At 64.7% G+C, this 25,016-nt stretch carries 22 protein-coding genes; 7 read left to right on the plus strand and 15 right to left on the minus strand.

Annotated elements, in window-relative coordinates; translation table 11 throughout:
* Window positions 1–128 precede the first annotated feature (128 nt).
* The gene (locus PLO63_12140) at window positions 129–2,078 is read right to left on the minus strand and encodes a biotin/lipoyl-binding protein (protein HOI74883.1); all 1,950 of its coding nucleotides are present in this window, start codon (window positions 2,076–2,078) and stop codon (window positions 129–131) included.
* Window positions 2,079–2,141: 63 nt separating this feature from the next.
* The gene (locus PLO63_12145) at window positions 2,142–3,602 is read right to left on the minus strand and encodes a biotin carboxylase N-terminal domain-containing protein (GenBank protein HOI74884.1); all 1,461 of its coding nucleotides are present in this window, start codon (window positions 3,600–3,602) and stop codon (window positions 2,142–2,144) included.
* Window positions 3,603–3,832: 230 nt separating this feature from the next.
* Between PLO63_12145 and PLO63_12150 the strand changes: the two genes are divergently transcribed.
* Window positions 3,833–4,438 carry a lytic transglycosylase domain-containing protein gene (locus PLO63_12150; GenBank protein ID HOI74885.1) on the plus strand — a complete coding sequence of 202 codons (606 nt, stop codon included), beginning with the start codon at window positions 3,833–3,835 and terminating at the stop codon, window positions 4,436–4,438.
* Window positions 4,439–4,651: 213 nt separating this feature from the next.
* Here PLO63_12150 and PLO63_12155 read toward each other — a convergent pair whose 3' ends face one another.
* From PLO63_12155 to recG, 10 genes are all read right to left on the minus strand, one after another.
* Window positions 4,652–5,818: a methyl-accepting chemotaxis protein gene (locus tag PLO63_12155; GenBank protein ID HOI74886.1), complete on the minus strand. Its 1,167-nt coding sequence runs from the start codon at window positions 5,816–5,818 to the stop codon at window positions 4,652–4,654.
* Window positions 5,819–6,121: 303 nt separating this feature from the next.
* On the minus strand, window positions 6,122–6,781 hold the full coding sequence (locus PLO63_12160; GenBank protein HOI74887.1) for a helix-hairpin-helix domain-containing protein: 660 nt from the start codon (window positions 6,779–6,781) through the stop codon (window positions 6,122–6,124).
* 391 nt (window positions 6,782–7,172) lie between these two features.
* Window positions 7,173–8,393: an aspartate kinase gene (locus PLO63_12165; GenBank protein ID HOI74888.1), complete on the minus strand. Its 1,221-nt coding sequence runs from the start codon at window positions 8,391–8,393 to the stop codon at window positions 7,173–7,175.
* A gap of 38 nt (window positions 8,394–8,431) precedes the next feature.
* Window positions 8,432–8,920: a tRNA (adenosine(37)-N6)-threonylcarbamoyltransferase complex ATPase subunit type 1 TsaE gene (gene tsaE / locus PLO63_12170; GenBank protein HOI74889.1), complete on the minus strand. Its 489-nt coding sequence runs from the start codon at window positions 8,918–8,920 to the stop codon at window positions 8,432–8,434.
* Window positions 8,907–9,326 (minus strand): holo-ACP synthase, encoded by a 420-nt coding sequence (gene acpS / locus PLO63_12175; protein HOI74890.1) that lies wholly within the window; start codon window positions 9,324–9,326, stop codon window positions 8,907–8,909. The genes tsaE and acpS overlap by 14 nt, the downstream gene beginning before the upstream one ends.
* Entirely contained in the window at window positions 9,323–10,558 is a 1,236-nt protein-coding gene (gene folP / locus PLO63_12180; GenBank protein HOI74891.1) for a dihydropteroate synthase, read from the minus strand. Before folP ends, acpS begins: the two co-directional genes overlap by 4 nt.
* A 159-nt stretch (window positions 10,559–10,717) precedes the next feature.
* The gene (ftsH, locus tag PLO63_12185; GenBank protein HOI74892.1) at window positions 10,718–12,544 is read right to left on the minus strand and encodes an ATP-dependent zinc metalloprotease FtsH; all 1,827 of its coding nucleotides are present in this window, start codon (window positions 12,542–12,544) and stop codon (window positions 10,718–10,720) included.
* Between the two features lie 106 nt (window positions 12,545–12,650).
* Entirely contained in the window at window positions 12,651–14,063 is a 1,413-nt protein-coding gene (gene tilS, locus PLO63_12190) for a tRNA lysidine(34) synthetase TilS (protein ID HOI74893.1), read from the minus strand.
* A 43-nt stretch (window positions 14,064–14,106) separates the two neighbouring features.
* The gene (locus PLO63_12195) at window positions 14,107–14,748 is read right to left on the minus strand and encodes an HAD-IA family hydrolase (protein ID HOI74894.1); all 642 of its coding nucleotides are present in this window, start codon (window positions 14,746–14,748) and stop codon (window positions 14,107–14,109) included.
* Between the two features lie 64 nt (window positions 14,749–14,812).
* The gene (recG, locus tag PLO63_12200; protein HOI74895.1) at window positions 14,813–17,275 is read right to left on the minus strand and encodes an ATP-dependent DNA helicase RecG; all 2,463 of its coding nucleotides are present in this window, start codon (window positions 17,273–17,275) and stop codon (window positions 14,813–14,815) included.
* 107 nt (window positions 17,276–17,382) lie between these two features.
* Between recG and purM the strand changes: the two genes are divergently transcribed.
* From purM to rpmB, 4 genes are all read left to right on the plus strand, one after another.
* Window positions 17,383–18,432, plus strand: a complete 1,050-nt coding sequence (gene purM, locus PLO63_12205; protein ID HOI74896.1) for a phosphoribosylformylglycinamidine cyclo-ligase — start codon at window positions 17,383–17,385, stop codon at window positions 18,430–18,432.
* Window positions 18,433–18,517: 85 nt separating this feature from the next.
* Entirely contained in the window at window positions 18,518–19,180 is a 663-nt protein-coding gene (gene purN / locus PLO63_12210; protein ID HOI74897.1) for a phosphoribosylglycinamide formyltransferase, read from the plus strand.
* Window positions 19,181–19,230: 50 nt separating this feature from the next.
* Window positions 19,231–20,547, plus strand: a complete 1,317-nt coding sequence (locus tag PLO63_12215) for an ATP-dependent 6-phosphofructokinase (GenBank protein HOI74898.1) — start codon at window positions 19,231–19,233, stop codon at window positions 20,545–20,547.
* A 275-nt stretch (window positions 20,548–20,822) separates the two neighbouring features.
* Window positions 20,823–21,020 (plus strand): 50S ribosomal protein L28, encoded by a 198-nt coding sequence (gene rpmB, locus PLO63_12220; protein HOI74899.1) that lies wholly within the window; start codon window positions 20,823–20,825, stop codon window positions 21,018–21,020.
* Between the two features lie 8 nt (window positions 21,021–21,028).
* Here rpmB and PLO63_12225 read toward each other — a convergent pair whose 3' ends face one another.
* Both PLO63_12225 and PLO63_12230 read right to left on the minus strand, forming a co-directional pair.
* Window positions 21,029–21,817 (minus strand): hypothetical protein, encoded by a 789-nt coding sequence (locus PLO63_12225; GenBank protein ID HOI74900.1) that lies wholly within the window; start codon window positions 21,815–21,817, stop codon window positions 21,029–21,031.
* 22 nt (window positions 21,818–21,839) lie between these two features.
* Entirely contained in the window at window positions 21,840–22,253 is a 414-nt protein-coding gene (locus PLO63_12230) for a hypothetical protein (protein ID HOI74901.1), read from the minus strand.
* A 233-nt stretch (window positions 22,254–22,486) separates the two neighbouring features.
* On the opposite strand from PLO63_12230, the gene PLO63_12235 reads away from it, so the two are divergent.
* Together PLO63_12235 and PLO63_12240 are read left to right on the plus strand one after the other, a co-directional pair.
* The gene (locus PLO63_12235; protein HOI74902.1) at window positions 22,487–23,494 is read left to right on the plus strand and encodes a tRNA 4-thiouridine(8) synthase ThiI; all 1,008 of its coding nucleotides are present in this window, start codon (window positions 22,487–22,489) and stop codon (window positions 23,492–23,494) included.
* 11 nt (window positions 23,495–23,505) lie between these two features.
* Window positions 23,506–24,114, plus strand: a complete 609-nt coding sequence (locus PLO63_12240) for an SOS response-associated peptidase (GenBank protein HOI74903.1) — start codon at window positions 23,506–23,508, stop codon at window positions 24,112–24,114.
* A gap of 13 nt (window positions 24,115–24,127) precedes the next feature.
* On the opposite strand, the gene PLO63_12245 is transcribed toward PLO63_12240, so the two are convergent.
* Window positions 24,128–25,012 (minus strand): DMT family transporter, encoded by an 885-nt coding sequence (locus PLO63_12245; protein HOI74904.1) that lies wholly within the window; start codon window positions 25,010–25,012, stop codon window positions 24,128–24,130.
* Between the last annotated feature and the right edge of the window lie 4 nt (window positions 25,013–25,016).

The raw sequence follows: 25,016 nt of genomic DNA on the forward strand, positions 1-25,016 counted from the left end.
TTGAAAAAAGGCACGAAACAGTACCACGCATGCCGGGAAAGTCAAGACGGAAATCCCGAATCCGTTCGTTTCTCCTTTTCTATCAACCTGTTACGGTCCGGCAGACGGTGATCGGAGCCGGTGCAGCCCTATTCCTTCCGGACCGTCATGAGGGGATCCCCCACCTCGACCTTGTCGCCGGGTGACACCCGGATCTCCACGACCTGTCCCTTCAGGTCGGAAGCCACGTTGTTGAGCATCTTCATGGCCTCCAGAATGATCAGGACCTGCCCCGGCTCCACTTGGGCGCCTTCCGTCACGGGAATCTCGTTGACCGTTCCGGTAATATGGGAGCGGATGTCGCCCTTCTTGGCCAGTTCACCGATCTCCTTGGCCGACAGGGCCATCTTCTTCTTCGCCTGCCCCGTCGCCTCTTCCTCCAGTACGGTGAGGACGGGCTCGGTGTGATGGTCGATGACCATGTAGGTCACCATGTCGCCCCCCTTGGTCTTCCGCTGCGGTCCGATCTCGATGGTGTGGAGCCGGCCGAAGGCATCGGGGAAATCGAACTTCTCGCCCTGGGAGAATCCTCCCCGGTTGAACCAGATCTTGGGCGACAGGACCCAGGTCTTTCCGAATTTTGTCTCGAACTTGAGGAAATTGACGGCGTCGTTCGGGTGCTGCAGGTAGAGCACCAGTTCGTCTTCCGTGGCGTGGCGGCCCAGGCGCTTTTCCAGGACCTTCTTCTCCACGTCGAGGTCAACGTCCTCGATGCGCTGGTAGCAGGTGTCGCATTCCCGGATCTCTTTCCAGTCCGGCCCGAAGACGGCCCGGTAGATCTCGTCGGAGGGCCAGTAGAACGGCAGGTCGCCGTACCTCCCCAGCATCAGGCTCTTCAGGTCGTCGTTGGCGTCCTTGTAACGGACGCCCTTCAGGACGTTGTTCACCGCCGTGGTCCAGAGGATCTGCGAGCCCGGGGTGACGCTCCACCAGTTCCCCAGCTCCGTCTGGACACGGGGAAGCTCATGCTGGAGGATCTCCGGCATCCGGTGGAGGAACCCGCCCTTCACAGCCTGCTCGAAGCTCGATCCCGTGGCCCCGCCGGGGAGCTTGTGAACCTGGACGGAGGGATCGAATCCCAGAAACTGGGACTCGAGGTCCTTGTAGTACTCCCGCTCCGGACGCAGCATGCTGGAGGTGTCCAGAACGGACTGCTTGTCGATGCCCATGGCCCGCTGTCCGTACTCTTCCAGGGTCTCGATGACTGTGAGCAGCGGCGGGGGTCCATAGAACCCGGTGAAGGCATGGTCCGCCGCGTCGGCGATCTTCGCCCCGTTGCGTACCGCCTCGACGATCCGGCCGATGTCGTTGCCGTCGGTGTTGTGGCCGTGGTAGTGGATGATGAGATCCGGGTACTTGTCGAGGATCGCCCGCACCAGGTCCCCGATGCGCTTTGATGTTCCGAGCCCCCCGTGGTTCTTGATGCACAGGAGGATGTCCGGACCCGTGACATCAAGGATCTCCCCCACCTTTCCCACGTAGTATTCATCGGTGTGCTCGGGCCCCGTGGAGAAGCAGATGGACGGCTCCAGGATGCATCCCGACGCCATCACCTCCTCGAAGACCGCCCGCATGTTGGGAATATAGTTGAGGAAGTCGAACACCCGCCACACGTGGACATACCGGGCGAAGGTGCGCACCGTCAGGCGGACCACGTTTTCCGGGTAGGGACGGTAGCCGAAGAGGTTGATTCCCCGGCAGAGCGTCTGGAACATGGTGTCGGGCATGCGCTCGCTCAGCACCTGGAGCTTCTCCAGGGGGTTGATCTGCTTGCGCAGCATGTCCACGTGGACCGAGGCCCCGCCGGTGATTTCCAGGGAGAAGTAGCCCGCGTCGTTGCGCGGACGGGCCACGAGAAGCTGGGTATGGGGCATGATCCGGTTCTTGAAATCGGACTGTGACTGATCCCTCTCCGTATTGGTCAGATAGTACCCGTCGGCCTGCCGGATCTTGTCCAGCAAGAACCGGACCCCGTGCTCCCGCAGATCCCTCGGGGTGATCCGTTCGTCGAGCAGGTTCTGGGAAATATTCTTCAGCATGGGTCCTCCCTGTCTCCCTTCTCCGGCCGGCCCTTCCGGTTTCCGACACCGGCGCGGGGAGACTCAGTATGCATAAGGGTTGATCTTGCGGGCGTGGATCTCCGCGATCAGCTCCGCCAGTTTCGCCACTTCGCGCTCCGGCTCGGGGTAATCGAAAACCCCGGGATGCGTCTCGAGATAACTCGTATCGAACCGGCCCGCCTGGAAATCCGGCTCGTCACAGATGGCCAGGTAGAAGGGAATCGTCGTCTTGGGTCCAACGATGAGAAAACCCTGGAGGGCCCGCTTCAGTCGCTGGATGGCCTGCTCCCAGTTCAGCCCCCGGACGGTCATCTTGACCATCATCGAGTCGTACTCCGTGGGGATCTTGAATCCCTGGTAGACCACGCCGTCCAGCCGGACGCCAGGGCCTCCGGAGGACTGGTAGACCTCCAGCCTCTTGCCCCCCTCGGGCATGAAATTGTTCTTCGGGTCTTCCGCGTTGATCCGAACCTGGATAGCCTTGCCCCTGAGCAGCCCCAGCTCCTGGGGAATGCTCAGGACATGGCCCTCGGCGATGCGGATCTGCTCACGGACGATGTCCACCCCGGAGAGCTCCTCCGTCACGGTGTGCTCCACCTGGAGCCGGGTATTCATCTCCATGAACCAGAATTCGCTCGTTTTCGAGTCGACGAGAAACTCCACCGTGCCGGCGTTGACGTATCCGGACTCCCGGGCAAACCGGATGGCGCAGTCGCACATCGCCTCCAGGACATCCGGCGGCAGGTCCGCCGGGGCGATCTCCAGGAGCTTCTGGTGGCGCCGCTGGATCGAGCAGTCCCTCGTTCCCAGGTGGATCACGTTGCCGTGCTTATCCGCCAGGATCTGCACCTCCACGTGGCGCGGCGCCTCGATGCACTTCTCCACATAGATGTTCTCGTCGTTGAAGGCCGCCAGCGTCTCAGCCCGGGCCTGGGGAATCTGCTTGAGGAGGTCGGCCTCGTCGACCACCTTCCGGATGCCCCGGCCGCCGCCGCCGGCGGATGCCTTGAGCATCAGGGGATATCCGTACATCCGCCCGAAATCGACGGCCTCCCGGACACCCGCCTCTCCGCGGAGCAGATCCTTCGTCCCGGGAACGCACGGAATCCCCGCCTTCTGGGCGATCTGGCGGGCCACCACCTTGTTCCCCAGGTTGCTGATGACCCCCGGGGGGGGGCCGATAAAGAGGATGCCGGCCTTGTCGCAGGCGGCCGAGAAATCGGGATTCTCCGCCAGGAAGCCGTACCCGGGATGGATCGCATCGGCACCGCTCTTCTTGGCCGCCCAGATGATCTTGTCGATGTCCAGGTAGTCCTTCCGGGGCCCGTCACCGATCATGACGGCATCTTCGGCCAGCCGGATGTAGTAGGCATCGCTGTCGGGACCTTCAAAAACAACCACGACATCCAGAGACAGTTCCTTGGCCGTCCTCAGGATCCGGAGGGCGATCTCTCCCCGGTTCGCAATCATCACTCGCCTGATCTGCCGCACAGTCACTTTCATATTCCGCCTTTCCGAAGGAAAGCCCCTTTCCCCTTTTTTGTTCCCTTGCAACGGATAGATACTACGACATTTGGAGAAACGCGGAGAGATCTGGACCCGCTGATTATGGAGCGTGACCTTATACTCATGAACGATTTATAAGTCAAGAGGGATATCATCCCGATATTCCCATTGAAAATGCTTGCATTCCCTTCCGCGGTCCCATAGGATACCCGTCTTGAGAGGTGGATATGCCGGTAATTACGCACATGCTGCGGGGCGCCGTCCTGGCTCTGGCCCTGCTCCTGATCCTGACTGCCGTGCCGGGATACGTCGCGGCGGACATATACAAGTACGAGGACGAGACAGGGGTCATCCATCTGACGAACGTCCCCACCGATGCGACCAAGAAGTACACCCTGATCATGAGGGAGCCGCGGGTCATCTTCAACCGCAAGATCGCCCGGGACATCAACAAGTTCGATCCGATCATCACCAAGTCGGCCCAGAAGCACGGAATGGACCCGGCGCTCATCAAGGCGGTCATCAAGGCGGAGTCGAATTTCAACCACCAGGCGGTCTCCCCGAAAGGGGCCCGTGGTCTGATGCAGCTCATGCCGGCCACGGCGTCGTCCCTCCAGGTGGATGATTCCTTCCACCCGGAGAAGAACATCGACGGCGGGGTCCGATATCTCCGCTACCTGATCCGGCTCTTCAACGGCGACCTCCGGCTGGCACTGGCGGCTTACAACGCCGGCGAAAAGGCGGTCATGCGCTACGGCGGCATTCCCCCCTACCGGGAGACCCAGGACTACGTCCAGCGCGTCCTGTCCTACCTGAACGGCTACAAGAAATAGCGGTAAAACGACGGAACCCGATGGAGGTTCCCGCCGGGGTCGAAAAACGCAGAAAAGGGGATCGGCATGAAGCCGGTCCCCTTTTCTCTTTTATTCCCGACTATTGATTAATGGGCAGCCCGCCGGTCGCCCACTGCCGGATGACAGTCTCCGCGCTCCAGGTGCGGCCGTTCGGCAGACGAGCCTTTCCGGACCTCCGTCACGCCCGGGTTTTCAGAGTTTCGCCGGAAGGCGCTCTGGACCGGACCCTGCGTGTGCCGGGTAGCTCGAGGAATGGGCGAATGACGCCTGTCGCACAGCTCCCTTCCTTTCTCCCATAGCCATGATGATCTCTTCCCCAATGATGGGCTTGACCCTGTCGACACTCCCGCTGATGCCGACCAGCTCATCCCGGATCCGCTGCGTGACGGCCGAGAATTCCTCGGCGCTGGCGGCATTCTGCTGGACGACCTTGTCCATTTCCACCACGGCGCGGCTGATCTGATCGATCCCCTGGGCCTGTTCCTTGGAAGCCTCCGCGACCTGGCCGATCAGGTCCGTCACCTTCATGGAGATGTCCCGGTTCCGGGAGAGCTCCCGGCTCATCTCGTCGAACAGGGCCGAGGCCTGGCGGGTCTTCCCCGTCGAATCGGCGATCAGTTCCTCCGTGTTCCGGGCTGCCGCGGCCGAACGCATGGCCAGGCTGCGGACCTCCTCCGCCACAACGGCAAAGCCGGCCCCGGCCTCACCGGCCCGGGCCGCCTCGACGGCCGCATTCAGGGCCAGGAGGTTCGTCTGGAAGGCGATCTCGTTGATGGTCTTGATGATCTTGGCCGTCTCCTCGCCCGCCCGGACGCTGGCCATCACGACGTCGTGCGTCTGTTGCATCTTTTTCTCCACGATGCCGAAGCTCTCCCTGGCTTCCTTTGACATCATCGTGCTCGCCCGTCCCGCATTCTCGGCGTTCTGGGCGGTCATGGACGTCATCTCCTCGAGGGACGCCGAGGTCTCCTCGATGGCCGCGGCCTGCGCACTGGCCCCTTCCGCCAGGGACGCACTCGTGGAGGCCATCTGCTCCGTCCCCGCCACGATGTCGTCAACCCCCGTCACGATGCCGTACATGGAGCCGATGATCGGAATCGCCTTCTTCCTGGCAATCAGGATGAAGCAGGCCAGCACGAAAACCCCCGCCAGAAAGACGGCCGTCAGCGCACTCACCCACGACGACAAAACGGCCAGACGGCCGAACACGTAAAACATCAGCGCCACGATCACGATCACCGGCACGACAACCCCGTACATCTTGGTGGGCCGGTTCTTCCCGTAGATGATCCTCAACCCGCCCAGCACGATGACCAGCAGGCCAACGATGAATCCGCCAAAGCCGATTGCTTCGGACATGTACCCCATAACAGCCTCCTTCAAGCATATTCGTTATTCAAAACTGCATATTCCGGATTGGTAAAACCTGCAGAACGGAGAGGGTGACAGGGCCGTCGTCAACGGATTGACTCCCTGTCAAGAAAGGATCGCACACCAATCCACCAGGTAAAGCATCATTCATGCTTAACATATCGATATTGAGGCGGTTTATGAAAATCCGCCTCGCCATTGCACGGGGATAATTCGCAAAGAGTGTGCCGGAGGAATCCATCACCTCGGATGGAGGATTTCTCATGGCGGATCCCGTCCCGATGGCTTCCTTCAACGGGATCCCTTTCGATCCGGGAGGAAACCGTCTTCGCAAGACCAGCACCCGTCCGGCAGGACCGCCAGGTAAGGCCGAAGCGCCTCCAGCCGCTTTTTCTTGATTCCCCGGATGCCCGTCAACTCCTCCAGGCGACGGATCCGGCCCCGTTTCTCCCGGAACCGGACGATCTTCTCCGCCATCTTCGGACCGATGCCCGGAGCCATAGCCAACTCCCAGTCTTTCGAGCGGTTTATGTCGATGGGCAGTCCCAGGGCGAGACGGCGAGCTGCATCCAGGGGACCGAACCGCGGCGTCTCGCCGGATCCCGGGCCTTTCCAAAGGACGAACGTGCCGGTTGCCAGAACTCTGTCTGGACATGAACCGCACCGCCATGCCTCCGCCGGAACGCCGATCCGCTCCCCTAAAGTCCTGTGGGTGGTTCCCGGCTTCAGGAAGTACACGCCGTCCACCATCGATCCGCCTTCGAGAACGACGGCGATGGGGCCGGACCGCTCATCCGTGTCGGACGCCGTTCGCAGGCCCTGTGCAGGAGGGGTGAAATGGAAAACGAGGATGACCGCCACGGCGATCAGGAAGAGTGCCGTCGTACCGTCGCGCTGGCCGTCCGTAAAGGGGATCTCGCACCATCTCCGGAGCATCCGCGGGATGCACATGGGTTCCGGGAACGGCTGTGCTGTCGGGAGGGGAATGACAGCCTCCTGGTGCCTGTGAGAACCGGCACCGGGAGGTGATTCAACAGTTTATCACCGGCCCGGCTTAGACGGATCGAAGCCGGATCGGGGCAAAGAATCGGTCGCTTTGCCGCCGCTTTTCCACCCCGGGTGGCTCCGCAAAATGCCCGCAGGCAAGGAGCGCAAATCGCGAGGAGGGAGGCGTACTCCTTCGTACGCCGCACCATAAAGATCCCGATCGCCGGCGACCCTTCAAAACGGCCGCAGGCGAGGCGTGCGAGGCCCGAGGAGGGAGACGTACTTTTCACGTACGTCGCAGCGACGAGAGCCGAAGCACAACGATGCATCCGGCCGTTTTCAAGGGTCGCCAGCCCTAGGAGCGCTGCTCTAATTGGAAAGCCTCATGCAACGCCATCACGGCCAACTCGGTGTATTTCGAGTGCACCACACAGGAGATCTTGATCTCCGAGGTGCTGATCATCTCGATGTTGATGCCTTCCCGGGCCAGGGTGGCGAACATCTTCGCGGCAACGCCGGAATGGCTGATCATGCCGACGCCGACGATGGAGATCTTCGAGACGCTCTCGTCCACTTCCACGCGCTCCGAGCCGACGTCGCGGGCCGCCTTCTCGACGATTTCCCGGGCCGCCTTCACCTCCTTGCGGGAAACGGTGAAGCTCAGGTCCGTGAAGCCTTCGACGCTGGCGTTCTGGATGATCATGTCCACGACGATATTCTTGTCCGCCAGGGGCGTGAACAGCTTGGCCGCAACGCCCGGCCGGTCGGGCACGCGGACCACGGTGATCTTGGCCTGATCCCGGTCGTACGTGACCCCGGAGACCACTTCCTTTTCCATGTCCTTGTCCTCCTTCGTCACCAGGGTTCCCCCCTCGTCGGTGAATGTTGATTTCACGTACACGGGAACGTTGAATTTCTTTGCCATCTCCACGGACCGGGGCTGCAGGACCTTGGCGCCCGCCCTGGCCATTTCCAGCATCTCGTCGTAGGAGATCTTGCTGAGCCGCCTGGCGTGGGGACAGATGTTCGGATCCGTCGTGTAGACGCCGTCCACGTCCGTGTAAATGTCGCAGGCGTCAGCGCGGAGGGCCGCCGCCAGGGCCACGGCACTGGTGTCCGAGCCGCCCCGCCCGAGGGTCGTGATGTTCCCCTCGTCGTCGACGCCCTGGAAGCCGGCGACGACGCAGATCGTCCCCTGCCGGAGTTCATCCTTCAGGACCTTCTGGTCGATCTCGACGATCCGGGCCTTCTTGAAGGCCTGGTCCGTGTGGACCTTCACCTGCGATCCCAGGAAGGACTTGGCGCGATACCCCAGGCGGTTCAGGACCATCGCCAGGAGTGTCACGGTCACCTGTTCGCCCGTGGAGATCAGGGAGTCAAACTCCCGCGGATCCGGGTCGTCCGACGCCTTCTGGGCCAGGGCGATCAATCGGTCCGTTTCACCGGCCATGGCCGACAGCACCACGACGATCTCATTCCCCGCCTCTTTCGTCCGGATCACCTTCCGGGCCACGTTTTCGATCTTTTCCAGGTCGGCCACCGATGTGCCGCCATATTTATGAACGATCAGCCCCATACCCTAAAACGCCCTCCGGCATTCCGTTTGATGCCCCCTCAGGGGGTGCGGTTACATATTTCAACAAGTTCATTTTTGCAAGGGATTTCCTCTTGTGCGTCGATCTCGATCCGCCGCGTCTCGTCGTCTACATAGGAGAGGAAAATCCAGAGCGCTCCCTCCGGGACGGCCTCGCGGATCTTCTCGGCCCACTCGATGACGACCACCCCCCGCCCCTCGGAAAACTCGTCGAAACCGAGGTCGTACAGGTCCGCCCGCCCGGCCAGGCGATAAACATCGACGTGGTACAGGGGCAGGCGCCCCGGGTATTCGTTCACCAGCGTGAAGGTGGGGCTGGTGATGCGGTAATCCGCGGATACGTCCAGCCCCTCGGCGATTCCCTGGGTCAGGCAGGTCTTGCCCGTCCCCAGTTCCCCCGCCAGGGCCACCACGTCGCCGGCCTTCAGGATCCCGCCGAGCACCCGTCCCAGGGCCCGGGTCATGCCGGCGCTCTTCGTTTCCAGGATCAGCGTTTCATTCCCGGACATGGCTCTTCTTCTCCGTCGGCCTTGTCGCTTCCGTCTCCAGGATCACCACGGCCGCCGCGTGATCCGCCGTGTGGGTCAGGCTCAGGTGGACCGCTGTAATGCCCCGCTCTCTCAGCATGGAGGCGGCCTTCCCGTGCAGCACGAGGACCGGCTTGCCGCGCCGGTCCCGGGAAACTTCGATCTCCCGCAGGTGCACGCCCATCCCCAGGCCGATGCCCAGGCTCTTCAGGAAGGACTCCTTGGCGGCGAAACGGGCCGCGTAATGGATGGCCGGGCGGGCCTTGGCTCCACAATAGGCGGCCTCCCCGGGGGCGAAGAACCGGCCGGTGAAGCGGTCCCCCCATTTCTGGAGGAGCCGGTCGATGCGCCGGACCTCCACCAGGTCGATGCCCGTACCGGCAATCACGTAGCCCCCTCCGGCGCCTCCGCTTCACCTCCCCGGCGGACCGCATCGGCGACGGCGGCGACCTTCTTCATGGCCTTCACGTCATGAACCCGGATCATGGCGGCCCCGTTCAGGATGGCCGCCGTGACGGCGGCGGCGGTTCCCGGGAGCCGCTCCGCCGGGGGGTCACCCCCGGTTGCCCGGCCGATGGAGGCCTTCCGGGACACCCCCACCAGGATCGGCCTGCCGAGGGACCGGAATTCTTCCAGGTGGCGGAGCATCCGCCAGTTGTCGCGGTCGCTCTTGCCGAAGCCGAACCCCGGATCCACCAGGATCCGCTCTTCCGGGACACCCGCCGCGGAGGCCGCCTCCATTCGCTCCTCAAGGAAGGCGATCATGTCCCCCGGCACCGAGCCATAGGGAACGTATTCGGACTGCATGATGCGGGGCACACCGCGGATGTGCATGAGCGACACGGCAGCACCGGTCTCCGCCACAACCCCGGCCATATCATGGTCGAAGGTCATGGCGCTGACGTCGTTGACCATCGCCGCGCCGGCCTCGACGGCCCGCCGGGCCACCTGCGCCTTCGTGGTGTCCACCGACAGGGGGACGGGGAGCTGCCGCGCCAGGGTCTCGACGACGGGAATCACCCGCCGGAGCTCCTCGTCCAGGGAAACGGGATCCGATCCCGGCCGGGTCGATTCCCCGCCGACATCGATCCAATCCGCCCCCTCTTCCACCATCTGCAGTGCCCGGGCCACGGCCTGATCCGGAGCCAGGCAGAGGCCGCCGTCGGAGAAGGAGTCGGGGGTGACGTTCAGGATGCCCATGACAAGGGTCCGCTCCCCCAGGGCCATCTCCCACTTTCCCGCCCTGAGTACGTGTCGGTCCCGGAAGTGCCGCCCCAGGAGCGACGGGATTGCTTCCGCCAGCGTCTTCAGGCCGAAGGGCTGGAAGGCCATTTTTTCCGCGAACCGCCGGAGCTGCTTGACCGTGCCCATGAGGACCACATCGGTGAAAGGCAGGCTGCAGGCAACGGTTCCCCGGGCCACCGCCGCGTCGCCGCCCGCGGAAAGCATCTCCTGCTTGAGGATGTTGGCGTCCCGGCAGGACACCTTTTCCAGGAGAACGGCCAGCCCGGCCATTTTGGGCGCCATCGCATCGATCCCCCAAGGGTCACAGCCGGTGCGCCGGAGGATCTCCCGGGCGTCCGCGGGGGTCGGACAGTGGAGCATTCTGGGATTCCGCATACGTTTCACCCGCCGCGGGCCGTCCGGAAACGGCCTGCAGGTCTCACAGGCTGGTTTCTTCCGGGAATTCCTTGGGACAACGGAAATGGAGCGGCGCCACCGCTCCGGCTCGGGCGCAAAGGCCCGCCGCCTCACTTCGTGCGTCCGGCCGGAACGGGATCAGGATGCCAACTGACCGGATTCGGGAATGGAAACGCCGTATTCCGTCAGGATGCCGTCGATCTCGACCGCGTTGAGGACTTCCTTCTCCAGCAGCTCCGCGGCGAGGCGGTGCAGGATGTCCAAGTGGTCCTGGAGCAGCTTTCGCGTCTGGTCGTAGCCGTCCATGACGATCCGGTTCACTTCCCCGTCGATGCGCCGGGCGGTTTCCTCGCTGTAGTCCTTGTGGGTGGCGAACTCCCGGCCCAGGAAGATCTGCTCCTCCTTCTTGCCGTAGCTCAACGGCCCCATGACGTCGCTCATGCCCCACTCGCAGACCATCTTCCGGGCCAGGTTGGTGGCCCGCTCGATGTCGTTCCCCGAACCGGTGGTGAACTCCTTGAGAACAAGCTCCTCCGCCGCGCGCCCCCCCAGCAGGATGGCGATGCTGTTGAGCAGGTAGCCCCGCGGATAGGTGTGCTTCTCGTCGATGGGCAGCTGCTGCGTGAGTCCGAGCGCCCGCCCGCGCGGGATGATGGTCACCTTGTGGATCGGGTCCGTTCCCGGCAGGAGCCTCGCCACCAGGGCGTGCCCCGACTCGTGGTAGGCGGTGATGCGCTTCTCCGAGTCGCTGATGACCATGGACTTGCGCTCCGTCCCCATCAGGACCTTGTCCTTGGCGAACTCGAAGTCGGCCATGGAAACCTTCTCCTTGTCCAGCCGGGCGGCCCGGAGCACCGCCTCGTTGACCAGGTTCTCGATGTCCGCCCCGGAGAAGCCGGGGGTTCCCCGCGCCAGGATGGCGAAGTCGACGTCGTCGCCCATGGGGGTCTTGCGGGTGTGCACCTGCAGGATCATCTCCCGCCCCTTGATGTCGGGCAGGGGCACCACGACCTGCCGGTCGAACCGCCCCGGCCGGAGCAGGGCCGGGTCCAGGACGTCGGGCCGGTTCGTGGCGGAGACCAGGATGACCCCCTCGTTGGACTCGAATCCGTCCATCTCGACCAGGAGCTGGTTGAGGGTCTGCTCCCGCTCGTCGTGGCCTCCGCCGAGGCCCGCCCCGCGGTGCCGCCCGACGGCGTCGATCTCGTCGATGAAGATGATGCAGGGGGCGTGCTTCTTTCCCTGGTCGAAGAGGTCCCGCACCCGGGAGGCCCCGACGCCGACGAACATCTCCACGAAGTCGGAGCCGCTGATGCTCAGGAAGGGCACGTCCGCCTCTCCGGCGATGGCCCTGGCCAGCAGGGTCTTTCCCGTCCCGGGGGAGCCCACCAGGAGCAGGCCCTTGGGGATCCGGCCGCCCAGGCGGGTGAACTTCTTGGGATCCTTCAGGAAAGAGATCACCTCGGTGAGCTCCTCCTTCGCCTCGTCGATGCCGGCCACATCGGCGAAGGTGACCTTCTTCGTCTTGTCCGTCACGAGGCGCGCCCGGCTTTTGCCGAAGGCCATGGCCTTGCCGCCGCCGCTCTGCATCTGGCGCATGAAGAAGATCCACACGCCGATGAGGAGGATCATGGGAAACCAGGAGATCAGGATCGTCATGTACCAGGGAGAGTCCTCCACCGGCTTGGCGGCGATCTGGATCCCTTTTGCCTGGAGCCGGGGGATCAGGCTCTCGTCTTTCGGTGCGAACGTCTTGAAGGTCGTCTTGCCGTCCTTGTACTTGCCGGTGATGTTATCCCCCTGGACGGTCACCTCGGAGACGTTGCCGGCTTCCACCTGGGCGATGAAGCGGCTGTAGATCAGCGTCTCCTGTCCGCTCTTGGGCTGGCTGAACATGTGGTACAGCAGCACGAAGACGAGGCTGATGATGAGCCAGAGGGCAATGTTTTTCTGCAGGGGATTCAAAGGGTTCGTTCCTCTCTTGCCGTTTCCGGCCTTGGGAAAAGTGTGGATGCGCCACAAGGACGCATCCCTGAATTTGCCCCTTCCTTACAATAACCGTTTCGCCATTTCAAACACTTTGCGACGGCGCCTCCTCCCGGGGTGTCTCCTCGATTTCCACCCGGAGGACGCGGAGCGTGTCCACCGTCACGAGGGCCCGGTCACCGCGGCAGACGCCCGCCACCCAGAGGATCCCTCCTCGATCTTCAAGAACCGGCAGGATGGATCGCCGGGACCGAGGAGTCTTCCGGTCGGTGAAAATGTCCTGCAGCTTTTTCGTTCCACCGAGCCCCAGGGGGCGGATGCGATCCCCCGGACGGGCGGACCGGACTGTCAGCGGAAAGGCAAGCCTGTCCGCATCGAACAGCGCGACCCGGCCGGTTCCCATCCCCCATGGAGGCTCGACCTGGGACACTTCGAGGCGGCATCCCGCCTCGGGAATGGCGGTCCGTCCCGGCACGTCCACGGGATATTCGTATCCGGCGGTTTCCGGAACCCGGGTCAGGAGGATCAGCCGGCCGTATTCCCGGACGGCCGTGACACCGCCGGGAAGGTGGAGAGCCCCCTGGGGCCGGTCTCCCGCCGCCAGGGCCAGGACCGACTCCGCGTGACCGTACCCGACCCTCCGGCCGGGGGCCAGGGCGTCCAGGAGCGCCTTCACCACCCGGAACCGGACCGCTTCGTGCAGGCCCGCCAGGCCGTCCAAGGGCACCTCGATCCGGGAACCCGTCCGGGCCGGGACAAGCCGCCCCAGGACCTCCCGGACCGTCTCCTCCAGGAAATCGTTCTCCCGGCGGGCGATGTCCGCCAGCCGGGCCAGCCCCTCCTCCACCCGGATATTGTACTGGGACGAGAGGTGTGGCAGGAGGTCCTGCCGGAGCCGGTTCCGGAAAAACCGCTGGTCCCGGTTCGTCGCGTCCTCCCGGAAGGACAGCCCTTCTCTCTTCAGGAACTCCGCGATCTCCCGCCGGGATGCATAAAGAAGCGGCCGCACGAAGAGGCAGTCCCGGACAGGCAGCATTCCCTTCAGGCCATCGAGGCCGGTTCCCCGGACCATGTTCATGAGCACCGTCTCCGCCTGGTCCCCGCGGTTGTGGCCCAGGGCGATGCGGCCGGCGCCCGCGTTTTCGGCGGCTTCCCGGAGAAAATCATAGCGGGCGTCCCGGGCCGCCTCCTCGAGGGACTTCCCGTCCCGGTCCCGCAGGGCCCCCTGCTCCAGGCGGCGGCAGGCCAGGGGCACGCGCAGCCGGTCCGCCAGGGACTGGACGAAAGCCTCGTCCCGGTTCGCCTCCTCGCCGCGGAGACCGTGATTCAAGTGGGCCGCCGACAGGACCCACTTCCGGCCGGAGGCCAGGCGGCAGAGCACCTCCAGGAGGGCCGCCGAATCGGCCCCGCCGGAGACGGCCGCAAGGACCCGCTCCCCTTCCCCGATCATGGAGAAGCGGTCGATGGTCCGGGAAATCCTGCGCAGGAACGGGTCCATGCCTTGTCCTTGTTGCGGCGGATCGGGGCCGGCGCCGCGGGTCTCAGCGGATCAGCGTCACGAGCTCCGCCGGATCCTCGTACGTGCGGTCGGGACGGAGGGCCAGGAGTTTCTCCCGGGGCGTGAGCCCCTTCAGGTACGCACAGCTCAAGGCACCGCCGTTTTGAGCCAGGAGCACGTCGTTGACGCCGTCTCCGATCACGGCGGTCCGGCCGGGGGAAACGCCGAACCGCCGGGTCACCAGGTCCAGCAGGCGGGGGTCCGGCTTGATGAAGGGGGTGCTGTCGGCGCCGATCACCTCGTCGAAATGCCCCGTCAGGCCCAGGGCCTCGGCGATGGGCAGCGCGAAGGAATGGCGCTTGTTCGTCAGGATCACCTTGCGCTTGCCCGCGAAGTGGCGGAGCGCCTCCTCGATGCCGGGGTACGGGCGGGTCGTGTCCAGCATGTGCTCCCGGTAATGGGTGCCGAAATACTCGAGGGCCTCGTCGAAGCGTCCGCCGTCCAACCCGCCCAGGCTGCGCTCGATCAGCACGCGCACCCCGTCGCCGACGAACCGGAGGATCTCCTCAACGGGCCGCTCAGGCAGGCTCAGGCGCCGCAGGGTTGCGTTCACCGATGCCGCAATGTCTCCCCCGGAAGACACGAGTGTGCCGTCGAGGTCAAAAATCAAAAGGTCCGCTTCCATGGTTCGCATATCTCTCCCGCGGGGAAACCGGCGGAAACCGGTCCCCCTCCTTTCCTTTCGTTTGTCACCCGACCCGGGCCAGTTCTAGCCGGCCGTGCCAGCGCTTCAGGAGCACCTCCTTCAGGAGGGCGTGCTCCGGCCTCACCAGCGCCGGATCCCGTTCGGCCAGCGCAAAGGCGTCGGCTCGCGCCTCCGCCAGGATCCTCCCGTCCCGGACGATGTCGGCCACCCGGAAGTCCGGGAGGCCCGACTGCCGCGTCCCCAGGAACTCGCCGGGCCCCCGGATCGCAAGGTCCTCCTCGGCGATCCGGAATCCGTCCTGGGTCTCCTCCATCACCCGGAGCCGGCGGCGGGCGTCGGGGGAGCCGGCGTGCCCCGCCAGAAGGATGCAGAGCGACTCCGCCTCCCCCCGTCCCACCCGTCCGCGGAGCTGGTGGAGCTGGGAGAGGCCGAAGCGCTCGGCATGCTCGATCACCATCACCGAGGCCTCCGGGATGTCGATCCCCACCTCGATGACCGTCGTGGAGACGAGAATGTGGATGCTCCCGGCGGCGAAATCCGCCATGACGGCGTCCTTTTCGGTTCCCTTCATCCGCCCCGTGACCAGGCCCACCCTGTATTCCGGGAAGATCTCCGCCTGCAGGTGCCCGGCCATGCGGGTGGCGTCCTTGAGGTCCAGGGCCTCCGACTCCTCCACGAGGGGATAGACGATGAAGGCCTGGTTCCCCTTCCGGATCTCCCGCCGGATCGCATCGTAGACCCGGGCGCGGTGATGCTCATACACGACGCGGGTATCCACGGGCTTCTTCCCCGGCGGCATCTCGTCCAGCACCGATACGTCGAGATCGCCATAGACCGTCATGGCCAGGGTCCGGGGGATCGGGGTGGCCGTCATCACCAGGACGTCCGGGTTGCCCCCCTTGTCCCGGAGGGTGGCCCGCTGGAGGACGCCAAACCGGTGCTGCTCGTCGATCACCACCATGCCCAGCCGCCGGTACTCCACGCCCTCCTGGATCAGGGCATGGGTCCCGACCACAACCTGCACCTCCCCCCGGGCGACCGCCTCCAGGGTTTCCTTCCGGTCGTTTCCTTTCCGTCCGCCTGAGAGGAACCCCGCCCGGAGGCCGAGGTCCCCGGCCCACCGCTCGATGTTGCGGAAGTGCTGCCGGGCGAGGATCTCCGTCGGGGCCATGAAGGCGCCCTGGAAACCGTTTTCACAGGCCGCCACGATGGCCGCAAAGGCAACCACGGTCTTGCCGGAGCAGACGTCTCCCTGGAGCAGGCGGTTCATCCGGTGCGGCCGCTCCATGTCGCCGGCGATCTCGCCCAGGACCCTCTTCTGCGCCATGGTGAGACGGAACGGAAGCCCGTTCAGGAACCGCTTCACCAGCGGACCGCCGGTCCGGAAGGCGATGCCCTCCTCGATGGCCTGGCCGCGCCGGCGCAGGGCCATTCCAAGCTGCAGGAAGAAGAATTCGTCGTAGATCAGTCGCCGGTGGGCCGGGGAGGCAAACCGGTTCAGGTCGTCCGGGTCGGACTCCGGCCCCGGAAAGTGAACCTCCCGGACGGCCTCAACCATCGCCGGAAGGCGGCGGCTCTGCAGGATGAAAGGCGGGATCGGGCTGATCAGGTGGCCCGCATACTCCTCCAGGACCTCAGCCAGGATCCGCCGCAGGACCTTCTGGTAGAGCCCCTCCGTCTCGGAATAGACGGGGACGATCCGCCGGAAATGGAGGCTGTCGGTCCCCTCCTCTTCGTCGATGACCTCGTAGTCGGGGTGGATCATCTCCTTGCCCCCCAGGAAGCCGCGGACCTCGCCCGTGAGGATGACCGTTCCCCCCTCCCGGAAAACCCGCTTGAGGTAGGCCGATCCGCCCCGGAACCACTTGCACAGGAGCGTCCCCGTCCCGTCCTCCACGGCGGCCTCGAAGACGCGCCGGCGTCCGTACTGGCGGAACCCGGCGGCGGTGACCCTCCCCACCACGGTTTCCCGGCGGCCGAAGATCGCCGCGGCGATTTTGCGGATTTCCCGCCGGTCCTCGTAGCGCCGCGGCAGGAAGTAGAGCAGGTCCTCCACCGTGACGAGACCCTTCTTTTCGAGGAGGGATGAGATTCGGGGGCCGACGCCCCGGACATAGCGGGCGGGGGTGGACAACTGGTAGAGGGACAGCCGGACATCCTCCGTCCCGGGCAGGGCGGGCGTCGCATCGGGGGCTGCGGCCGTGCGGCGGGGGATCCAGCGCCGGATTTCGTCGAGGAGCCGCACGGCCCGGACGATGCGCCCCTTCTTCTCTTCGTCCGGCAGCGCGTCATACCCGCGGAAGATCTCCCCGAACTCGTCCAGGAGGCCCGAGGGCGGCGGCTGTCCGGGGGAGACGGACTCCCAGTCCTTTCCCTTCAGCGCCGCCACATGGCCCGCCATGAGCGGCTCCAGGTCGCGCAGCGCGGACACGTGCCGGTATCCCTCCCGGGAGGCGAACCGGAGCGGGCTTTCCATGCGCTGGAGGATTTCTTCCACGGATTCCATGATTCCCGTGGATATCAAAAGGGGAACCGCACCTCAAGGGAGAATCCGGGCTGATTGACTTTTCAGCGGTTTCACGCTACACAGGACGGCATTTCCAGGGGGTGCGCATGTCCAATTCAGCAACGTATCGTGAGGCCGGTGTCGACATCGACAAGGCCAATCTTTTTGTAGACCGGATCAAGCCAGTCGTCCGGAACACCTTCCGGAAGGAGGTCATGAGCGGCATCGGGGGATTCGGGGCCCTCTTCCGGATGGACCTGACCCGCTGGCGCAAGCCCATTCTCGTGTCCTCCACCGACGGGGTCGGGACCAAGCTCCGCATCGCGCACTGGATGAACCGGCACGATACCATCGGCATCGACCTCGTGGCCATGTCCGTCAACGATGTCCTCGTACAGGGTGCGGAGCCCCTGTTTTTCCTCGATTACCTGGCCACCGGCCGGATCGACGTGGAGACGAGCGTGAAGGTCGTCGAGGGAATCGCCCATGGATGCCAGGACGCGGGATGCGCCCTCATCGGCGGCGAGACCGCCGAGATGCCCGGGTTTTACGGCGACGGCGAATACGACTTGGCGGGGTTCTGCGTCGGCGCCGTCGAGGAGGACCGGCTGATCGACGGCTCCGAAGTCAGGGTGGGCGACGTCCTCATAGGGATCGCCTCGACGGGACTCCACAGCAACGGTTACTCCCTGGCCCGCAGGGTCTTCTTCGACCGGCAGGGTCTGTCGGTCCAGGACCGGGTGGCCGGCCTCGAGGGAACCGTGGGCGAAGAGCTCCTGAAGCCGACCCGGATCTATGTCAAGTCGGTCCTGAACGTCCTGAAGAACTTTCCGGTCCACGGTCTCGTCCACGTGACCGGCGGCGGCTTCTACGACAACATCCCCCGCATTGTCCGCGGCTCCATCCGGGCCGTCGTCCGGCGGGATTCCTGGATCATTCCCCCGATTTTCAGGGTTCTCCAGGAGCTGGGCCGGGTCGAGGAGGGGGAGATGTTCCGGGTCTTCAACATGGGCATCGGCATGATTCTCGTCGTGCCGGAGCAGGACGCGCCGGAGATCCTCAACCGGCTGCACCAGCTCGGCGAGACGGCGTGGCCCATCGGCCACATCGACCGGCGGGAGGACGATCAGCCTCCGCTGGAAATGGTCTCCCCCTGAGGCGACTCTCCGCTCCCTCCGCCGGCAAGCCCGTCCGCTGTTCCGGGCCTCCCGGCGTCTTCGAGCGAACGAACGGTGAATCCAGATGAATCAAGTGCCCATCGGCGTCCTGGTATCCGGAAGCGGCTCCAACCTGCAGTCCCTGATCGACCGCATCGAGGAGGGAACGCTGGACGCCCGGATCCGGATCGTCATCAGCAACAACCCGGACGCCTTTGCCCTGAAACGCTGTGAAAAGCACGGTATCCGGACGGCGGTCATCCGGCACGCCGACTATCCCGACCGGGAATCCTTCGACCGGAAAATGGCGGAGATCCTCAAGGCCAGCGGGGTGGAGCTGGTGGTCATGGCGGGGTTCATGCGCATCCTGTCCTCGTGGTTCCTCCGGGAATTCCCCCTGCGGATCATGAACATCCACCCGGCGCTGCTCCCGGCCTTTCCGGGACTGCACGTCCAGCGGCAGGCGGTTCTCCACGGGGTCAGGTTTTCCGGCTGCACGGTCCACTTCGCCGACGAGGGCGTCGACACCGGCCCCATCATCATCCAGGCGGTCGTCCCCGTCCTCGACGACGACACGGAAGACACCCTGGCCGCGCGGATCCTCAGACAGGAGCACCGGATCTACCCGCAGGCCGTCCAGTTGTATGCCGAGGGAAGGCTCCGGATCGAAGGGCGGCGGGTCATCGTCGTCGACAATCCGGCCGGCGGCGACGAGGCCCTTCACAATCCTCCCGTCACGAATTTCTGAATACCGCTGCCGAGAAACGGCATCCGAGATTTCCAGAAGGAAAGGATTCCATGAACGAGACAGGCTACGATTTCAGCATCACAAACCTCGGTGAGCGCACGATTCCCTCCCCGGTCATCGCGAACTACTACACCCCGGATGACCGGCGGATCCTCTTCAATATCGATCCGCTGCACTTCGCCGAATGGAAGGCCCCGGACGGATCGCCCCTGTCCATGGAAGTTGCCGGCCCCCGGGAGAAGATCTTTTTCGATCCGTCGAAAACGAAGGTTGCCATTGTAACCTGCGGGGGACTCTGCCCCGGCATCAACGACGTCATCCGCGCCGTTGTGATGGAGCTCCATCACCGCTACGGCGTCCGCAATATTCAGGGAATCCGCTACGGATTCCAGGGCCTGATCCCGAAATACGGACATGCCATGCTGGACCTGACCCCGGATGTGGTCAAGGACATCCACACCCTGGGAGGGAGCTTCCTGTCGTCTTCCCGGGGTCTTCAGGATGTGTGCGAAATGGTCAACGCCCTCAAGCGCATGAACGTGGATATCCTGTTCTGCATCGGCGGCGACGGGACCATGCGGGCCGCGGAGCAGATCACCTGCGAGATCCTGAGCAGGCATCTGAACATCGGGGTCATCGGCATCCCCAAGACCATCGACAACGACCTTAACCTGATCCAGAAGACCTTCGGCTACGATACGGCCATTTCGGAGGCGGTCCGGGTCATTCAGTGCGCCCACGCGGAGGCCAAGGGAGCGCCCCTCGGCATCGGCCTGGTAAAACTCATGGGGCGCCTCTCCGGCCACATCGCCGTCGGGGCCGCATTGGCCCAGAACGAGGCCAACTTCGTCCTGATCCCGGAGGTGCCTTTCGACCTCGATGGGGAAAGGGGCTTTTTGAGGGCTCTCGAACAGCGGCTCCGGGAACGCCAGCACTGTGTCATCCTCGTGGCCGAGGGCGCCGGTCAGGACCTGGTGCCCCACAGCGGGGAAGAACGGGCAACGGACGCATCGGGAAACATCCGCCTCCTGGACATCGGCCTGTTCCTGAAGGAGCGGATCGAGCGGTACTTCCAGGGCCTGGGGCAGGACATCAACCTGAAATACATCGACCCCAGCTACACCCTGCGGAGTGTTCCCGCCAGCGCCAGCGACAGCATCTACTGCGGCGCCCTGGGCCAGTACGCCGCCCATGCCGGCATGGCGGGCAAGACGGGCATGCTCGTGGGGCTCATGAAAGACGAATTCGTCCACCTGCCCCTGAAGGCCGTCACGTCGGGCAAACGGGTGGAACCGGCGGGAAACCTGTGGATGCGCGTCCTCGAATCGACGGGCCAGCCGCTGTCCATGAAGAACGTCCCGGCCTGAAAGACGGGCCGGATCCTTTTTCTCTGCGAAGCTGGGCGAAGCATCCCGACATCTTCCCGCGCCGCCGGCAGAACCACACGGGCGGCCCTGCAAAATGGCCGCAGGCGAGGCGCGCAATGACCGAGGAGGGAGGCGTACTCCTCGTACGCCGCACCGACGAGGGCGAAGCGCAACGAAGCATCCGGCCATTTTCCAGGGCCGCCGGTTTTTTCCTTGCTATTTCGGCACAGATAGTTTAGAAGCGCGTTTCCATTCTTTCAGGAGGCATTATCGAAATGGCCAGGGTATGTGATGTGTGCGGCAAGAGGCCCGTCGTCGGAAACAACGTGAGCCACGCCAACAACAAGTCCAAGCGGATCTGGTATCCGAACCTCAAGAAGATCCGCGCCGTGGAGAAGGCTACCGGCGCCGTGAAGCACATGAAGGTCTGCACCCGCTGCCTTCGCTCCGGGGTCGTTCAGAAGGCGGCCTGACGCCGTCTCTACAGGGGAAGCCGGAAGCCCGTATCCTGGACGGCATCCAGGACGGGCTCCAGAAACCCGCCGCTGTCCCCGGTCGCATCCAGGGCGAGTTCCATCAGCACCCTGACTCCCTCCCAGGTATCCCGATCTTCCTGATCCAGGCGAAATTTACCGATAAATCCGGCCGTCCGTCCTTCAAGTCTCAGGAATCCCTCCATGCGCAGCCGGTCGTAGGTATCCCGTCCCCGCACCACCGCCTCGGCGACCGTGTTCGGTTCAACCCCGATCAGCCTTCCCATCGTCCCGGAAAAGCCTTCCAGGCCGTTTCGGGCGGTGTAGCCCAGGGCCGCCAGGAACAGGTCCAGGAGTCCCCCGTTTCCCCGGAGATACAGGTTCAGGTCGAAGGCCATCTCGATCATCATGTGCGACTGGTAAACGGCATCGGACCGGGAAATTTCCCGGCCGATCCGCCGGTGGAGCTCCTCCAGGCGCGGGACGAGGAACCGTCCCTGCCGGTAGGAATAGCCGTCGGCTCCGGGATCGAATTCCCCGGGCGAATCCTGTCCGACCCGGCCGTAGTGGGCCATGTCGTCCACCAGGAGGTGGAACTGGGCATAGGCCCCCCTGGCGTCTTCCGGCGGAAGGGGATCCAGCCGCGGGATCCTGTGGGTCATGGCGGAGGTGATGTCCGGATGGATCGTCAGGAGGTCCGGGGCGACGTTGTAGATGTAGGCGTCCGGCTCCCGGGGATCCTTCCCGATACGGCGGCAGAGTTCCCGGAGAACCCAGGTGTGGGTGAGCATCAGCATGGGCGGGTTCCGGCCCGGAGGGCTACGATTTGCGGAGGGTCAGCTTCTTCAGGTCGACGAGCTGGATCTGGAACGTCCCGTAACTGGTCATCCCGTAGGCCCGGTGCTTCTTGTCCGCCGTCAGCTCCATCGTCTTTCCGTCGCCCAGCCGAACCGTGGCGATCAGGTTGTTCCCGCTCAACCGGAACAGGACGGAGGTGATGTTCTGGAACGGAATGGTGACGATTCCCCCGCCCCGCTTCCCCTCCAGAAACGTGATCCCCTCGATGGTGACTTCGCTGCACTCCGTCACGACGTCCATGTGGTCCACGAAGACGGCGGAATACTGCTTGTCCGGCTTCGGGATCTTGCCCGGCGCCCCCCCCTGGGATCCCAGACCCATCAGCAACGGAACGGCCACCAGAACCATGACGATCGACAGGATTCGCTTCCGCATCGGTCCCCCTGCCGGCGCATCCGCCGGACTTGGCGTGATGGGGCCACCATAAGACGGGCCTCCCCCTTTGTCAATCCCGTTATTCCTGCATCCGCCGGCATCACCGCCCGGGGAAGCGGATGTTTGACTTCCGCTCCCGCTTCCGGTATACGACGTCAATTCTTCAGAATATTTCACGAATCCAACGGATCCGCGGATCCGTACCGAAAGGACCGCCTGTTTCGGCATATCCCATGGCAACCTCCCCTTCCCTTCCGCAGCCCGGTGCCGTCCGTGCCGTCGCCCTCTTTTCGGGCGGCCTGGACAGCGTCCTGGCCGTTCAGGTCGTTCGTCTCCAGGGCATCGACGTACTGGGCGTCAGCTTCGAAACTCCGTTCTTCAGCGCCAGGAAGGCCCGGGAGGCGGCCCGGCAGATCGATCTTTCCCTCCGCGTCGTGGACTTCGCCGACGAACACCTCGAGATGGTCAAGGCCCCCCGGTACGGATATGGCAGGAACATGAACCCCTGCATCGACTGCCACGCCCTGATGCTGCGCAAGGCCGGCGGGATCATGGAGGAAACGGGCGCGGCATTCATCCTGACCGGTGAGGTCCTCGGACAGCGTCCCATGTCGCAGGGAAAGCAGTCGCTCTACGTGGTGGCGAAGAACTCGGGGTACCTCGACCGGGTGGTCCGCCCCCTGAGCGCCCTGCTCCTGCCGGAAACAGCGCCGGAACGGGAGGGTAAGGTCGACCGGGAGCGGCTTTTGGCGATCCAGGGTCGGGGAAGAAAGATCCAGATGCAGATGGCAGCCGACATGGGCATCACCCGCTACGAGACCCCCGCCGGCGGCTGCCTGCTCACGGACGTCTCGTTCTCCCGGCGCCTCCGGGACCTCTTCGCGCACAACCCCGGATGCACGCCCCGGGACGTGGAAATGCTCAAGCAGGGCCGACACTTCCGGATCGACGAGCGGACCCGGGCCGTGGTGGGGAGAAACCACCGGGACAATCTGGCCATCGAGCGGGCCGCCGGAGACCGGTACACCCTGATCCGCATGGCCGGGTATCCGGGCCCCCTGACGGCCCTGTCCCCCGGCTGGAGCGAGGAGGGGCTTCGCCTGGCTGCCTCCCTGTGCGTGCTGTACAGCGATGCCCCGAAGGACCGTCCGGTGGAGGTGAACATCCGGGCGGGAACAGCCACCCGGTCGCTGGAGGTGGCGGCCGCAACCCCCGACGAGGCCGCAGGCCGGCTTGTCTGATCCACGGAACCATGTGCGGACGATTCGTCCTCCTGACAGACCTGGCCACCCTTGCCGGGGATTTCGGCTTCGAGGCCCCGCAGGGTCTTTCCCTGCCCGCGGGGGAGCACTTCCCCGGGCAGGAGATCGTGGCGATCCTGCGCGATCCGGTTCTACGGCCGGCCCTGTTCCACTGGGGCTTGGTGCCCTCCTGGGCCAGGGATCCCTCCATCGGCCGGAGGCTCTTCAACGCCCGCTCGGAGACAGCCGCCGTCAAGCCGAGCTTCCGTGACGCCTTCCGCCACCGTCGCTGCCTGATCCCTGCCGACGGATTTTTCGAGTGGGACCGAACGGGAAAACCGGCGCGCCCGGTCCTCTACGGCCTGCGCTCGGATCGGCCCATGGCCCTCGCCGGGCTCTACGAGTACCGGAAAACCGCCCCGGGAGATCCCTCCGCCGCCACCTGCACGATTCTCACCACCGAGGCCAACGACCTGATCCGGCCCGTTCACGACCGGATGCCCGTGATCCTGGACCGGGAGGGCGCCGCCCTCTGGCTGGCCCCCGCACAAACCTCCCCTTCCACCCTGCAGGCCCTGCTCGCGCCCTTCCCGTCCTCGGGGATGCGGATCCTCCCCTGACTCCCGGCCCGGCCTAGCCCCGATTCAGGCGTCTTTCCCTCCAGATCGCCTCCAGGTTGGGGGCGGCGATCCCCGCCACGATCAGCGCCATGCCCGCCCACTGCAGGGTGTCGACGGTCTCGCCCAGGACCGCCGCGGCCAGGGCGACCGTGGCCGCCGGCTCCAGGGTCGAGAAGACGGACGTGTAGGTGCTGCCGATCTCCTCGATGGCCCGGTACTGGAACACGATGGCCACCGCCGTGGGGAACAGCCCGAGCGAAACGGCGATCAGGAGCTGCGTTCCGTTCATCCTCAGGATTTCAAGCGGATTGTGGAGAAAGAGGAAGGCCAGCCCGGTGAACACGATCACGTAGAAGGCCACGGTGAGGGGCCTTTCCCCTTTCATGAAGACCTGCACCAGGATCAGGTAGACGGAGAAGGTCAGGGTCGTGCCGAAGGCGAACAGAAGCCCCAGGAGATTCATCTCCCGGAGGAAGGCGTCGTAGAAGACCAGGCACGAGCCGGCCGAGAGAATCAGGAGCGACAGAACGAGCGTCCGCCCCACCTTCAGGCGGAGAAAGGCCGCCGAGAGGACCGTCACCGTGACCGGATAGATGTAGAGGATGAGCGACGTCGTGGACGCCGGGATGTAGTTGAGGGCCTTGAAGAAAAACGTGCTCTGGAGGACGTGGAGGGCAAGGCCGAGGAAGGCCGCCTTCCCCAGGACGGCGGGGCGGATTTTCAGGAGCGACGGGTCCACGAGGAGGAGGAAAAGAAAGAGGAGGGCCGCGCCGAAGAGAAAGCGGCACTGGAGGAGCGCCATGTCGGAGAGCCCCGCCCGGTAGCCCAGCTTCGCCAGGATGGCCAGCGAAGCGAAGCAGACGGCGGACAGGAGAGAGAAGGCAAGTCCCCGGTACATCTTC

It is taken from the genome of Syntrophales bacterium (genome assembly GCA_035363115.1).
Classification (GTDB): Bacteria; Desulfobacterota; Syntrophia; order Syntrophales; family PHBD01; genus PHBD01.

What these genes read in the sequence shown, in the direction of transcription:
- PLO63_12140 (HOI74883.1), bottom strand. Translation starts at nt 2,078, where the DNA reads ATGCTGAAGAATATTTCCCAGAACCTGCTCGACGAACGGATCACCCCG.
- PLO63_12145 (HOI74884.1), bottom strand. Translation starts at nt 3,602, where the DNA reads ATGAAAGTGACTGTGCGGCAGATCAGGCGAGTGATGATTGCGAACCGG.
- PLO63_12150 (HOI74885.1), top strand. Translation starts at nt 3,833, where the DNA reads ATGCCGGTAATTACGCACATGCTGCGGGGCGCCGTCCTGGCTCTGGCC.
- PLO63_12155 (HOI74886.1), bottom strand. Translation starts at nt 5,818, where the DNA reads ATGTCCGAAGCAATCGGCTTTGGCGGATTCATCGTTGGCCTGCTGGTC.
- PLO63_12160 (HOI74887.1), bottom strand. Translation starts at nt 6,781, where the DNA reads ATGTGCATCCCGCGGATGCTCCGGAGATGGTGCGAGATCCCCTTTACG.
- PLO63_12165 (HOI74888.1), bottom strand. Translation starts at nt 8,393, where the DNA reads ATGGGGCTGATCGTTCATAAATATGGCGGCACATCGGTGGCCGACCTG.
- tsaE (HOI74889.1), bottom strand. Translation starts at nt 8,920, where the DNA reads ATGTCCGGGAATGAAACGCTGATCCTGGAAACGAAGAGCGCCGGCATG.
- folP (HOI74891.1), bottom strand. Translation starts at nt 10,558, where the DNA reads ATGCGGAATCCCAGAATGCTCCACTGTCCGACCCCCGCGGACGCCCGG.
- tilS (HOI74893.1), bottom strand. Translation starts at nt 14,063, where the DNA reads ATGGACCCGTTCCTGCGCAGGATTTCCCGGACCATCGACCGCTTCTCC.
- PLO63_12195 (HOI74894.1), bottom strand. Translation starts at nt 14,748, where the DNA reads ATGGAAGCGGACCTTTTGATTTTTGACCTCGACGGCACACTCGTGTCT.
- recG (HOI74895.1), bottom strand. Translation starts at nt 17,275, where the DNA reads ATGGAATCCGTGGAAGAAATCCTCCAGCGCATGGAAAGCCCGCTCCGG.
- purM (HOI74896.1), top strand. Translation starts at nt 17,383, where the DNA reads ATGTCCAATTCAGCAACGTATCGTGAGGCCGGTGTCGACATCGACAAG.
- purN (HOI74897.1), top strand. Translation starts at nt 18,518, where the DNA reads ATGAATCAAGTGCCCATCGGCGTCCTGGTATCCGGAAGCGGCTCCAAC.
- PLO63_12215 (HOI74898.1), top strand. Translation starts at nt 19,231, where the DNA reads ATGAACGAGACAGGCTACGATTTCAGCATCACAAACCTCGGTGAGCGC.
- rpmB (HOI74899.1), top strand. Translation starts at nt 20,823, where the DNA reads ATGGCCAGGGTATGTGATGTGTGCGGCAAGAGGCCCGTCGTCGGAAAC.
- PLO63_12225 (HOI74900.1), bottom strand. Translation starts at nt 21,817, where the DNA reads ATGCTGATGCTCACCCACACCTGGGTTCTCCGGGAACTCTGCCGCCGT.
- PLO63_12230 (HOI74901.1), bottom strand. Translation starts at nt 22,253, where the DNA reads ATGCGGAAGCGAATCCTGTCGATCGTCATGGTTCTGGTGGCCGTTCCG.
- PLO63_12235 (HOI74902.1), top strand. Translation starts at nt 22,487, where the DNA reads ATGGCAACCTCCCCTTCCCTTCCGCAGCCCGGTGCCGTCCGTGCCGTC.
- PLO63_12240 (HOI74903.1), top strand. Translation starts at nt 23,506, where the DNA reads ATGTGCGGACGATTCGTCCTCCTGACAGACCTGGCCACCCTTGCCGGG.
- PLO63_12245 (HOI74904.1), bottom strand. Translation starts at nt 25,012, where the DNA reads ATGTACCGGGGACTTGCCTTCTCTCTCCTGTCCGCCGTCTGCTTCGCT.